General features: G+C 69.8%; 13 protein-coding genes. 4 read left to right on the top strand and 9 right to left on the bottom strand.

What is annotated here, in order from left to right; genetic code table 11:
* The 8 genes from VFM98_RS11790 to VFM98_RS11755 form a co-directional block, all read right to left on the bottom strand.
* A partial coding sequence (locus VFM98_RS11790) for an SDR family NAD(P)-dependent oxidoreductase (protein WP_325110112.1) occupies window positions 1–714 on the bottom strand: 714 nt, incomplete at its 3' end.
* A gap of 87 nt (window positions 715–801) precedes the next feature.
* Window positions 802–1827 carry an aldo/keto reductase gene (locus VFM98_RS11785; protein WP_325110111.1) on the bottom strand — a complete coding sequence of 342 codons (1026 nt, stop codon included), beginning with the start codon at window positions 1825–1827 and terminating at the stop codon, window positions 802–804.
* Window positions 1827–2018: a DUF3606 domain-containing protein gene (locus tag VFM98_RS11780; protein WP_325110110.1), complete on the bottom strand. Its 192-nt coding sequence runs from the start codon at window positions 2016–2018 to the stop codon at window positions 1827–1829. Before VFM98_RS11780 ends, VFM98_RS11785 begins: the two co-directional genes overlap by 1 nt.
* Window positions 2019–2091: 73 nt before the next feature.
* Window positions 2092–2529, bottom strand: coding sequence for a signal peptide prediction (locus tag VFM98_RS11775; RefSeq protein ID WP_325110109.1), 438 nt, complete (start codon window positions 2527–2529; stop codon window positions 2092–2094).
* A 58-nt stretch (window positions 2530–2587) separates the two neighbouring features.
* Entirely contained in the window at window positions 2588–3775 is a 1188-nt protein-coding gene (locus VFM98_RS11770; protein ID WP_325110108.1) for an MFS transporter, read from the bottom strand.
* Window positions 3775–4872, bottom strand: coding sequence for a chorismate synthase (aroC, locus tag VFM98_RS11765; protein WP_325110107.1), 1098 nt, complete (start codon window positions 4870–4872; stop codon window positions 3775–3777). The genes VFM98_RS11770 and aroC overlap by 1 nt, the downstream gene beginning before the upstream one ends.
* A 7-nt stretch (window positions 4873–4879) precedes the next feature.
* Entirely contained in the window at window positions 4880–5848 is a 969-nt protein-coding gene (locus tag VFM98_RS11760; protein ID WP_325110106.1) for an MYG1 family protein, read from the bottom strand.
* A 9-nt stretch (window positions 5849–5857) separates the two neighbouring features.
* Window positions 5858–6322 carry a CBS domain-containing protein gene (locus tag VFM98_RS11755; RefSeq protein ID WP_325110105.1) on the bottom strand — a complete coding sequence of 155 codons (465 nt, stop codon included), beginning with the start codon at window positions 6320–6322 and terminating at the stop codon, window positions 5858–5860.
* 117 nt (window positions 6323–6439) lie between these two features.
* Here VFM98_RS11755 and VFM98_RS11750 point away from each other — a divergent pair, with 117 nt between their 5' ends.
* Genes VFM98_RS11750 through VFM98_RS11740 form a run of 3 tightly spaced genes read left to right on the top strand, consistent with a single transcriptional unit; the run spans window position 6440 to window position 9832 of the window.
* Window positions 6440–7735: an O-acetylhomoserine aminocarboxypropyltransferase gene (locus tag VFM98_RS11750; protein ID WP_325110104.1), complete on the top strand. Its 1296-nt coding sequence runs from the start codon at window positions 6440–6442 to the stop codon at window positions 7733–7735.
* Window positions 7736–7748: 13 nt separating this feature from the next.
* The gene (locus tag VFM98_RS11745; RefSeq protein WP_325110103.1) at window positions 7749–8552 is read left to right on the top strand and encodes an alpha/beta hydrolase; all 804 of its coding nucleotides are present in this window, start codon (window positions 7749–7751) and stop codon (window positions 8550–8552) included.
* A gap of 5 nt (window positions 8553–8557) precedes the next feature.
* Window positions 8558–9832: a cytochrome P450 gene (locus VFM98_RS11740; RefSeq protein WP_325110102.1), complete on the top strand. Its 1275-nt coding sequence runs from the start codon at window positions 8558–8560 to the stop codon at window positions 9830–9832.
* Between the two features lie 145 nt (window positions 9833–9977).
* Here VFM98_RS11740 and VFM98_RS11735 read toward each other — a convergent pair whose 3' ends face one another.
* Window positions 9978–11177 (bottom strand): YihY family inner membrane protein, encoded by a 1200-nt coding sequence (locus tag VFM98_RS11735; protein WP_325110101.1) that lies wholly within the window; start codon window positions 11175–11177, stop codon window positions 9978–9980.
* A gap of 23 nt (window positions 11178–11200) precedes the next feature.
* Here VFM98_RS11735 and VFM98_RS11730 point away from each other — a divergent pair.
* Window positions 11201–11399 (top strand): DUF2069 domain-containing protein (locus VFM98_RS11730; protein ID WP_325110100.1); only part of this gene is annotated, 199 nt, incomplete at its 3' end.

The following is an 11399-nucleotide window of genomic DNA, read 5'->3' as shown; positions in this document are numbered from 1 at the left end:
GTCCAGCAGCTTGGCGCTGCCTTTCAGCGCCGTGACCGAACTCGTGTTGATGATCGACGCGCCCTCCTTCAGGTGCGGCAGCGCGGCGCGCGCCATGCGCATGTAGCCCATGATGTTGGTCTCGAAGGTCTCGCGCATGCGCTCGTCCGTCACGTCCTCCAGCGAGTGGGCGTGCTCCTGGAAGGCCGCGTTGTTCACCAGGATGTCGAGCTTGCCGAATTCCTTGACGGCCTTCTCCACGGCCTGCTTGCAGAACGCGCTGTCCTTCACGTCGCCGGGAATGAGCAGGCAGCGCCGCCCTTCCTTCTCGATGCAGCGCTTCGTCTCCTCCGCATCTTCGTGCGAGGCCAGGTAGACGATCGCCACGTCGGCGCCTTCGCGTGCGTACAGCACGGCCACCGCCCGCCCGATGCCGGAGTCGGCGCCGGTGATCAGCGCGCTCATGCCTTCGAGCTTGCCGCTGCCCTTGTAGTGCGGGGCCATGAACTGCGGCTTGAGCTCCATGTCCGCTTCCTGGCCCGGCTTCTGCAGGTGCTGCGAAGGCAGGTCCTCGGGGTACTTTCGGCCGCTGGTCTGGGGTGCGCCCTTGCCGCCGCCGGAGCCGCCCTCGGCGGGTTCCTTGCGGTCCTGTTCGCGCTGCAGTTCGCGCTGCTTTTCGGCCGTGGCTTCGCCGGCGCCGCGCCCGCTGTCCTTGGCTGAGGGTTTCTTGTCCATGGAGGCCTCCTGTGGCAAACCTCCATCCTGCGGTGCGCGGCGTGCGCGGCCCCGCCGAAAAGCGCGGACGGGCCTGTGGGAGCGGGCCTACACGTGGCCCAGCACCGGGTGCGGCTGGTAGGGCGCCTCGAGCTGCCGCACTTCCTCGGGCGCGAGCGAAAGCTCCAGCGCGGCCACGGCTTCATCGAGCTGCCAGGTCTTGCTGGCCCCCACGATCGGCGCCGTCACGCCCTTGTGCAGCAGCCAGGCGTACGCCAGCGTCGCGTTGCTCACGCCCTTCTGCCGCGCCAGCGCGCCCAGCGCCTCGACCACCTGGAAGTCGCTGTCGCGGTAGTAGTACCCCTGCGCGATGTCGTCGGTCTGCGCGCGGGCGGTGGCGCCCGCCTCCTTGTCGCCGCGCTGGCGGTTGCCGGCCAGGAAGCCGCGCGCGAGCGGGCTCCAGGGGATCAGGCCCACGCCCTGGTCGCGGCAGAGCGGGATCATCTCGCGTTCTTCCTCGCGGTAGGCCAGGTTGTAGTGGTTCTGCATGCTGGCGAAGGGCGTCCAGCCGCGCTCCTTCGCAACCTGCTGCATCTTGGCGAACTGCCACGCGTACATGCTGCTCGCGCCGATGTAGCGGGCCTTGCCGGCCTTCACCACCTCGTGCAGGGCCTCCATCGTCTCCTCGATGGGCGTGTCGTAGTCGAAGCGGTGGATCTGGTAGAGGTCGATGTAGTCGGTGGCCAGGCGCTGGAGGCTCTCGTCCACGGCATGGAAGATCCTCTTGCGCGACAGGCCGTCCATGTTGGGCCGCCGCGGCGGCTTCGCGCCGAGCGCCGCGCCGCCCTTGAACTCCAGGTCCACCGGGTAGAAGACCTTGGTGGCGATGACCACTTCCTCGCGGCGGCAGAACTCGCGCACGAAGCGGCCGGTGAGCACCTCGCTCGCGCCACCCGAATACAGGTCGGCGGTGTCGAAGAAATTGATGCCGAGTTCGACCGCATGCCGCACCACGGGACGTGCGGCCTCTTCGTCGAGCACCCACGGCCGCCACTGCGGCGTGCCGTAGGTCATCATGCCCAGGCAGACGCGCGAGACTTTCAGGCCGCTGCGGCCCAGGCGCACCGTCTGCATCAATGCGAGCGGATGTTGTGCTGGCGCAGGTAGCGCTCGACTTCCTCGACCTGGTGGCCGGCGTGGTGCACGGCGTCACGCAGCTGGTCCATGCTGACGTCGAACACACGGCACCAGAACTGCACGTCGGTCTGCTGGGTCAGGTCGATGCGGCGGGCGGTCTCGCCGGGAATGGAACTCACGTTCTCCATCAGGTACTCCTTTCGCCAAGACCCCATGATGCAGCGAAAAGGCCGCGTCGTGTAGTCGAGCGCGGGCGCTCCCTTAAGGGTGCGGCTCCTGGGCCGCGGGGGCCCGTCGGCGCGCGGGCGCCAGCGCATAGGCCTGGCGCTCGAAGTGGTTTTCGCGGTAGGGATTGCGGCCGCGCAGCAGCTGCAGCACGCTCGACAGCAGGTAGGCCGGCAGGAACAGCGGGCCCCAGCGCTCGTACTGCCGCACGTGCACATGCTCGTGCCGGCGCAGCTGGGCCAGCGTGGAGCGGTCCACGGCCAGGATCACGTGGCCCAGCGTCATCGCCGAGAAGCCGAGGGCGCGCGGCAGCCGGGCCACCGCCGCGCCGGTGCGGCCGCCATAGATCTCGATCACGCCGTGGTGGCGCCGCACCGTGGCGCCGGACAGCACCGCCACGCCACCCAGCACCAGGCCGAGCAGCGTGTTCGGAACGGCCCAGGCATAGCGGAACAGGCGGAGCGCCGTGACCATGTTGCGATTCTGCGGCGTCCGCGGATTTCCTGCTGGCGCGAGGCTGCCAGTTCGTGCGTCAGACGAGGGCGGCTTCGCGTTCCTGCAACAGTTGCACGCGGTGGGCGCAGTACGCCGCCACCAGACCCAGCAATGCGGCCGCCGCGAACAGCGGCCGGAAACCCCAGCGGGAGGCGATGGCGCCGCCGGCCAGCACGCCCACCACGCCGCCGACGCCGTAGCCCGTGACCGTGAACAAGGCCTGGCCGCGCGCTCGCAGGCGGCCGGGGAAGTGCTTCGTCACCATCGCGATGCAGGCGGTGTGGTGGCTGGCGAAGCTCAGGGCATGCAGCATCTGGGCGACGAACAGGGCCGCCAGCCAGCCGCCCAGCCCTGCCGTGATCGCCATGCGGGCCGCCGTGGCCAGCGCGCAGACCAGAAGCCATTGCTCCATCGGAAAGCGGGGCAGCAGCCGGCCCTGGGCATAGAACCAGGCCACTTCCACCACCACCGACACGGCCCACAGGACGCCGATGGTCGTCTTGCTGTAGCCCAGGGCGTCGAGGTAGAGCGACAGGAAGGCATAGACGGCGAAGTGCGCCATCACGTGGAACAGCAGCGAGGCGAAGAACCAGCGCACCGCCGGCTGGCGCAGCACCGCGCCGATCGGGGCGTGCTCCGCGCGGCCCTCGTGCGGGTTGTCGCGCGCGTCGGGCAGCCACCAGGTGCACAGCAGCACGCCCGCCAGCGTCACCAGGGCCCAGCCCGGGAAGCTGCCCATGCCGAAGCGCTCGAACCAGGCGCCGGCCACGAACACCGTGACCATGAAGCCGAGCGAGCCCCACAGCCGCACCTTGCCGTAGCGGCCCCAGTCGCCTGCCACGAGGTGGGCCATGGCGGCTTCCGTGAGCCCCATCATGGAACTGGTGTGGGTGAAGAGCAGCAGCAGCACCAGCCCGATCCACCATGCGCCGCCCGGCCACCACAGGCCCAGCGAAGCGGCCAGCGCGATGGCGGCGCTCACGCGCAGCAGCTTCACCCGCTCGCCGGTGCGGTCGCTGAGCGCGCCCCAGGCATAGGGCGCGAACACGCGCGTCATCGACTGCACCGAGGCCAGCACGCTGATCACGGTGATCGGCAGCCCCTGCGCCTTCAGCCAGAGCGGCAGGTAGGGATTGAAGAAGCCGATGTGCGCGAAGTAGGTGGCCGACAGCGCGGCGAAGGGCACCAGCTGGCGGTAGCCGGCCGGCTGCGCGGCGGCGCCCATCAGCCGAGCGAAGCGGCGATCGGCGTCAGCGGCGGCAGCACGTCGGCGCACTGGCCCCGGTGGCGCAGCACGGCGTCCATCACCACCAGGGCCAGCATCGCCTCGGCGATCGGGGTGGCGCGGATGCCCACGCAGGGATCGTGGCGGCCCTTGGTGATCACCTGGGTCGGCTGGCCTTCGATGTCGATGGTTTCGCGCGGTACCAGGATCGAGCTGGTGGGCTTGATCGCGATGGAGACCTCGAGGTCCTGCCCGGTGCTGATGCCGCCCAGCACGCCGCCGGCGTTGTTGCTGGCGAAGCCGGTGGGCGTGAGCGAGTCCCCGTGGCTGGAACCGCGCTGGGTGACGCAGCCGAAGCCGGCGCCGATCTCGACGCCCTTGACCGCGTTGATGCCCATCATCGCGTAGGCGATCTCGGCATCGAGCTTGTCGAACAGGGGCTGGCCCAGGCCCACGGGCATGTCGGAGGCCGTCACGCGCAGCCGCGCGCCGCACGAGTCGCCCGACTTGCGCAGTTCGTCCATGTAGGCCTCCAGCTTGGAGACGTCGGCCACGGGCGCGAAGAAGGGATTGTTCGGCACGTGCTCCCACGACTCGAAGGGGATCGCGACGTCGCCGATCTGCTGCATGCAGCCGCGGAACCGGGTGCCGTACTTCAGCCGCAGCCACTTCTTGGCCACGGCGCCGGCGGCGACCATGGGCGCCGTCAGGCGGGCCGAGGCGCGGCCGCCGCCGCGCGGATCGCGCAGGCCGTACTTCTCCAGGTAGGTGTAGTCGGCGTGGCCGGGGCGGAACTTGCGCGCGACCTCGCTGTAGTCCTTGCTGCGCTGGTCGGTGTTGCGGATCAGGAGGCAGATCGGCGTGCCGGTGGTGCGGCCCTCGAAGACGCCGGAGAGGATCTCCACCTTGTCCTCTTCCTGCCGCTGCGTGACGTAGCGGCTGGTGCCGGGGCGGCGGCGGTCCAGGTCGGGCTGCAGGTCGGCCTCGCTCAGTTCCAGGCCGGGCGGGCAGCCGTCGACGACGCAGCCGATCGCAGGGCCGTGCGATTCGCCGAAGTTGGTGACCGCGAAGGCCTTGCCGAAGGTGTTGCCGCTCATGGCGCGATTATCGGGGATGCTGCAGGGCGAGTTCGGCCAGCCGCAGGGCGCCCTGGTAGCTGCGGGCCACCGCGATGAAGAGGTTGCGGTGGCAGAAGGCGGCATCCGGCACCCCGGTGGCGGCGGCCAGTTCCGCATCCCGCAGGCCGGCCCAGGCCCCGGGCAGGTCCATGCGGGCCTCGAACGAGCCCATGCGCCGCGGCACCGTGCGCAGCTGGTGGCGGCCCGGCTCCGCATCGGGATAGAGCACCAGCAGCACCTCGGGCATCTCTTCCACCACGATGCGCGTCCAGGGCATGCCGCCTTCGGGCAGGTGCAGCACGCGGCCGTCGAACAGGCACTCGCCCGCGCGCACCTTGCCGGCGGCCAGCAGCTGGCCGACGCGGCGGCGCAGGAAGGCATCGAGGAAGCGCCGCACCAGCGCCGTGGCTTCGCGGAAGCGCTCCATCTGCAGGGCGGCATGGGCTTCCCGCGTCAAGCCCTGCTCCTCCATCCAGTCGGTGTTCAGCAGCGACAGCAGTTCCGACAGGCCGAAGATGCCCGGCGCGACGGCGTCCGCGCCGTTGTCGACCAGGTCCAGGTAGCGCACCAGGGCGGAATCGGTCTCCTGCGCGATGCGGGCCAGGGCCGCGTCGTCCAGGTGCTGGCCCATGCCTTCGGCCAGTTGTCGCACGTAGGCCGGGCCGAACTCGCGCCAGACCAGGCCGGCGCTCGCATAGGGCTCGGCGCGCTGCGGCTGGCCCTGGACGTCGAGGCGCGTACGGGTGCCCTCGAAGCCGCGCTGGTGGTGGTCGAAGCGGCCGCGGACGGGATCCCATTCGCCGCCGACGTCGACGGCGAAGTCGGCCTGCGCGACCTCGTCGGGGTCGCGCGTGCGCAGCAGGATGTGGTCAGGGAACAGCGCGGTGAGCACCGCGACGGCAAACGCGTCGTCGGCGTGGTGGGTTCCGCTGTGGGTGGCGATGCGTTTCGTCACCCGTGCAGCTTACAGCTGCGCGGTGGGTTGCGAGTCTTCGGAGGACGGCCAGTCGCGGATGTAGGCCTTGAGCATCCGGTTCTCGAAGTTCTGGCTGTCGACCACTGCCTTGGCGACGTCGTAGAAGCTGATCACGCCCATGAGCATGCGCTTGTCCATCACCGGCATGTAGCGCGCGTGCCGATCGAGCATCATGCGGCGCACTTCGTCCAGCTCGGTCTCGAGCGTGCAGGTGAGCGGATGGTCGTCCATCGCGGTGCGCACGAGCGTGCCGCCCACGCTGTGCTTGTTGGCCACGATGCACTGGATGACCTCGCGGAAGGTGAGCATGCCCACCAGGTCGCCATGCGCCATCACCACCAGCGAGCCGATGTCCTTGTCGGCCATGATGTCGATCGCGGTGGCCAGCGGCTCGTCGGGCCCGACCGTGTAGAGCGTGTTGCCCTTGACGCGCAGGATGTCGCTGACTTTCATGGCTTGCCTCCTTTGTTGTGGCAGTGGACCGCGGACCCGTCCATGGCAAAGACCATGGCTCCGTCGAAACCAATATAGCCCACAATCCGGCCCAGTCCAATAAGCAAGGATTGCCTCATGCCCGGTTACTCCGACCCCGGTTTCGATACGCTGGCTGTGCATGCCGGCGCCGCGCCCGACCCCGCCACCGGGGCGCGGGCGGTGCCGATCCACCTCAGTACGTCCTTCGTCTTCGAATCGAGCGACCACGCCGCGGCCCTGTTCAACCTGGAACGCTCGGGCCACGTCTATTCGCGCCTGAGCAATCCGACCAACGCGGTGCTGGAGCAACGCGTGGCGGCGCTGGAAGGCGGCATCGGCGCCATCGCCACCGCCAGCGGGCAGGCCGCCCTGCACCTGGCGATCGCTACTTTGATGGGGGCGGGCTCGCACATTGTCGCCAGCACAGCCCTGTATGGCGGTTCGCAGAACCTGCTGCACTTCACGCTGCGCCGCTTCGGCATCGACACCACCTTCGTCAAACCGGGCGACATCGACGGCTGGCGCGCGGCCATCCGGCCGAACACCAAGCTCCTGTTCGGCGAAACGGTCGGCAACCCCGGCCTCGACGTGCTGGACATCCCCACCGTCTCCGCGCTGGCCCACGAGGCCGGCCTGCCCTTGCTGGTGGACTCCACTTTCACCACCCCTTACCTGATGAAACCACTGGAACTGGGTGCGGACCTGGTCTACCACTCGGCGACCAAGTTCCTCTCGGGCCACGGCACGGTGATCGGCGGCGTGGTGGTCGACGGCGGCAGCTTCGACTGGGAGCGCTCCGGGCACTTCGCCGAGCTCACGGCGCCCTACGACGGCTTCCATGGCATGGTGTTCAGCGACGAATCCACCGTCGGCGCCTTCCTGCTGCGGGCGCGCCGCGAGGGCCTGCGCGACTTCGGCGCCAGCATGAGCCCGCACACGGCCTGGCTGATCCTGCAAGGCATCGAGACCCTGCCCCTGCGCATGGAAAGGCACATGGCCAATACGCGCAAGGTGGTGGAATTCCTGGCCGCGCATCCCTTCGTCGAGCGGGTCGGCCATCCGCTGCTGGAGTCGCATCCCAGCCACGCGCTGGCGCAGAAGCTGCTGCCCAAGGGGGCCGGCTCGGTGTTCAGCTTCGACATGAAGGGCAGCCGCGAACAGGGCAAGAAGTTCATCGAGACGCTCAAGCTGTTCAGCCACCTGGCCAACGTCGGCGACGTCCGCTCGCTGGTGATCCATCCGGCCAGCACAACCCACTTCCGCATGAGCGACGAGGCGCTGCAGAGCGCCGGCATCGGGCCGGGCACGATCCGGCTGTCGATCGGCCTGGAAGACCCGGCCGACCTGATCGACGACCTGAAGCGCGCCCTCAAGGCGGCGGAAAAGGCCTGAGGAGGAGCACCGCATGGAACTCACCGTCAACGGCGCCACGACCTTCTGCTACACCGGCGGCAAGCCCTTCAACCGCGAGCAGCCCACCGTCGTCTTCCTGCACGGGGTGCTGAACGACCACAGCGTCTGGATCCTGCAGACCCGCTGGTTCGCCCACCACGGCTGGAACGTGCTCGCGCCCGACCTGCCGGGGCACTGCAAGAGCGCCGGCGAGCCGCCGAAGAGCGTGGAGGAAGCGGCCGCCTTCGTGCTGGCCCTGCTCGATGCAGCCGGCGTGCAGAAGGCAGCGCTGGTCGGCCACAGCTTCGGCTCGCTGATCGCGCTGGAGACGGCGGCGCGCGCGCCGGAGCGCGTGACGCACCTGGCGCTGGTCGGCACGGCCTGCCCGATGAAGGTCTCGCCCGCGCTGCTGGAGAACGCGCAGCACCAGCCGATGAAGGCGATCGACATGGTCAACGTCTATTCGCATTCGCTGCTGGCGCCGCCGCCTTCGGCACTCGGGCCCGGCACCTGGCTCTATGGCGGCTCGCGCGCGCTGATGAGGCGGGTGCTGGCCAGCAATCCGCGCGTCAACGTCTTCCACCGCGGCTTCGTCGCCTGCGACAGCTACACGGGCGGCGAGGCCGCCATGGCGCAGGTGCAGTGCCCGGTGCTGTTCGTGCTGGGCAAGGCCGATGCGATGACGCCGCCCAAGGCGGCGCAGCCGCTGCAGCAGAAAGCGCGCAACGCCCGCACGGTGCTGGTCGACGGCGGCCACGCGATGATGACGGAGGCGCCGGACCAGGTGCTGTTCGCGCTGCGGGACTTCCTGCGCTGAAGCGCATGGAGCCCACCCCGCGCATGAGCCCGGAGCGCGCGCGCGAGATCGCGGCCTCCTTCGACCTGCGGGCCCTGCCGCCGGATTTCTACGCCAATCCGTACCCGGTCTATGCAGCCTTGCGCGAGAGCGCGCCGGTGCGCGCGATGCCCGACGGCTCGTGGTTCCTCACCCGCTATGCCGACCTGTGCGCGGTGTACCGCGACGCGCACGTGTTCAGCTCCGACAAGAAGGTGGAGTTCACGCCCAAGTACGGCGCCGGCGCGCCGCTGCTGGAGCACCACACGACCTCGCTGGTCTTCAACGATCCGCCCCTGCACACCCGGGTGCGCAAGCTGATCATGGGCGCGCTGACCCGGCGCGCGATCGCGGAGATGGAGCCGGGACTGGTGCAGTTGGTGGACCGTCTCCTTGATGGGATCGAGGCGCGCGGCGGCGGCGACCTCATCGAGGATTTCGCTTCCGCGATCCCGGTGGAAATCATCGGCAACCTGCTGGCCGTGCCGCACGAAGACCGCGGCCCCTTGCGCGGGTGGTCGCTCGCGATCCTGGGCGCGCTGGAACCGAAGCTCACGCCGGCGCAGGACGAACTGGGCAACCGCAGCGTGCGCGAGTTCACCGCCTACCTGCGCGGGCTGGTGGCCGAGCGGCGGCGCCACCCGGGCGATCCGGAGCACGACGTGCTCACGCGGCTGATCCGGGGCGAGACCGGGGGCGAGCAGCTGTCGGAAAGCGAATTGCTGCAGAACTGCGTGTTCATCCTCAACGCGGGGCACGAGACCACCACCAACCTGATCGGCAACGCGCTGGTGGCGCTGCAGGAGTGGCCGGGCGAGAGGGAGCGGCTGCTGCGCGCGATCGGTGCGCGCCCGGACTGGGAGGCGCTGGAGCCCGTGATGACACTGGCGGTCGACGAGTTCCTGCGCTTCGAGTCCTCCAACCAGCTGGGCAACCGGCGCGCGCTCGTGGCCTGCGAGGTGGGCGGGGTGGCGTTGCCGGCCGGCGCGCTGGTCACCTTGGGCATCGGCGCGGCCAACCGGGATCCGGCGCAATTCGCGAACCCGGACGTGCTCGATCTCGGGCGGGCGGACAACCGGCACCTGGCCTTCGGCTTCGGCATCCACCAGTGCGCCGGATTGAGCCTGGCCCGGCTCGAGGGACGGATCGCGATCGGCCGCTTCCTGGCGCGGTTTCCGCGCTATCGCCTCACGGCGCCGCCCACGCGCGGCGGGCGGGCGCGGTTCCGCGGGTTTCTCAAGGCGCCATTCGCGATCGAGTGACGGCGCTTGGCAGCGCATCGGCGTAGGCTGGAGCTGAGCGCGCGATAGCGCCGAAGCCCAGCGATGCGCGAGCGCCGCGAGCGCTGGGCTTCGGCGCGCTGCGCGCGCGCTCAGCGCCAGCCTACGAAATCCGCCTTCGCCGACTTCAAAGTACATCCTTCAGGTAGATCGTCGACAGCCTTCCCGTGTGCCACAGCTTCGCCGTGGCATCCGACACCGGCAGCAGCAGGTGCCGCAGCAGCGGCTCCAGCGCCGTGGACTGCACGTCGGCCAACAGCACAAAACGCGTGGCCACCTGGTCGTCCACCTCGTTGAGGCGGGCGATCCAATCGAGCTGCACCAGCGTGTGCAGCACCGGCTCGAGCTGCAGCGCGTCCACCTGCATTGCGGCCGACAGCTCGCCGGCGCTCATGCCGCGGCGCGCCGTCGCCTGCGCCCGGTGCAGCAACTGCAGCACCTCCAGCGCCAGCTGGAACTGCCACCCATGCCCGCTCGAGCGCCGGTGCGCGCCGGCCAGCAAGGACGGCAGGTAGGCCGCGAGCACGGCGCCGAACAGCACGATCAGCCACGCGATGTAGATCCACACCAGCAGGATCGGCAGAGTGGCGAAGGCCCCGTACACCACCGAGTAGGTAGGCACCTTGCCGATGTACCAGGCCAGCAGCCGCTTCGCCACCTCGATGCCGATCGCCGCCGAGACGCCGCCGGCGATCGCATGCGCCCGCCGCACCGGCGTGTTGGGCACATACCGGTACAGCGCCGACAGCGCACCCACCAGCAGCAGGAATTCGACCACGTCGATCACGAAGGCGAAGAACTGCGGCAGGCGCACCAGCCCGCGCGAGGCGGAGATCACATAGGAGGTCGTGCTCAGGCTGGCCGCCAGCAGCAGCGGGCCCAGCGTCATCGCCGCCCAGTAGATCAGCACCCGCTGCGCGAACGGCCGCGGCCGCCGCACCCGCCAGATGCCATTGAGCGTGCGGTCGATCGTCAGCACCAGGGCCAGCGCCGTGACCAGCAGCGCCGCCAGGCCGACGCTTCCCAACCGGCTGGCCTTGCCGGCGAACTGCGTCAGGTAGCCCAGCACCTGGCGCGCGATCGACTCGGGCACCAGGCTCTGCACCAGCCACCCTTGCAGGTTCTGCTGCAGCTTGCCGAAGATCGGGAAGGCCGTGAACAGCGCCAGCGCCACCGTGAAGAAGGGCACCAGCGCCATCGTGGTGGTGAAGGTGAGGCTGCTCGCGGACAGGCCCAGCCGGTCCTCGCGGAAGCGTTCGCGCAGGGTGAGCGCGGTGGAGCGCCAGGGGAAACGTGCGAGGTCGGCGAGCAGCTGGCCCAGATTCATCGGCCGCTATGATGCCATCGCCCATGCAGTCGTCCGAATCCGCCGCCGCCGTCCCGCCCATCGTGGAAGCCACGCGCTGGATCGCGGTGGCGAGCCTGCTCGGGCTGATCCTGCTGCAGCTGGCGTGGCACCTGTGGCTCGCGCCCCGGCCGAGCCTGTGGGCCGTGATGGCGTTGCCGCTGTGCGTGCCTCTCGGCGGTCTGCTGAAGCGGCAGATGTACA

Source organism: Ramlibacter sp., assembly GCF_035706265.1.
Taxonomy (GTDB): Bacteria; Pseudomonadota; Gammaproteobacteria; order Burkholderiales; family Burkholderiaceae_C; genus Ramlibacter.
Note: the sequence above shows the minus strand (reverse complement) of the source record. Positions and strands in the feature narration are given on the sequence as shown.

What these genes read in the sequence shown, in the direction of transcription:
- VFM98_RS11785 (WP_325110111.1), bottom strand. Translation starts at nt 1,827, where the DNA reads ATGCAGACGGTGCGCCTGGGCCGCAGCGGCCTGAAAGTCTCGCGCGTC.
- VFM98_RS11780 (WP_325110110.1), bottom strand. Translation starts at nt 2,018, where the DNA reads ATGGAGAACGTGAGTTCCATTCCCGGCGAGACCGCCCGCCGCATCGAC.
- VFM98_RS11775 (WP_325110109.1), bottom strand. Translation starts at nt 2,529, where the DNA reads ATGGTCACGGCGCTCCGCCTGTTCCGCTATGCCTGGGCCGTTCCGAAC.
- VFM98_RS11770 (WP_325110108.1), bottom strand. Translation starts at nt 3,775, where the DNA reads ATGGGCGCCGCCGCGCAGCCGGCCGGCTACCGCCAGCTGGTGCCCTTC.
- aroC (WP_325110107.1), bottom strand. Translation starts at nt 4,872, where the DNA reads ATGAGCGGCAACACCTTCGGCAAGGCCTTCGCGGTCACCAACTTCGGC.
- VFM98_RS11755 (WP_325110105.1), bottom strand. Translation starts at nt 6,322, where the DNA reads ATGAAAGTCAGCGACATCCTGCGCGTCAAGGGCAACACGCTCTACACG.
- VFM98_RS11750 (WP_325110104.1), top strand. Translation starts at nt 6,440, where the DNA reads ATGCCCGGTTACTCCGACCCCGGTTTCGATACGCTGGCTGTGCATGCC.
- VFM98_RS11745 (WP_325110103.1), top strand. Translation starts at nt 7,749, where the DNA reads ATGGAACTCACCGTCAACGGCGCCACGACCTTCTGCTACACCGGCGGC.
- VFM98_RS11740 (WP_325110102.1), top strand. Translation starts at nt 8,558, where the DNA reads ATGGAGCCCACCCCGCGCATGAGCCCGGAGCGCGCGCGCGAGATCGCG.
- VFM98_RS11735 (WP_325110101.1), bottom strand. Translation starts at nt 11,177, where the DNA reads ATGAATCTGGGCCAGCTGCTCGCCGACCTCGCACGTTTCCCCTGGCGC.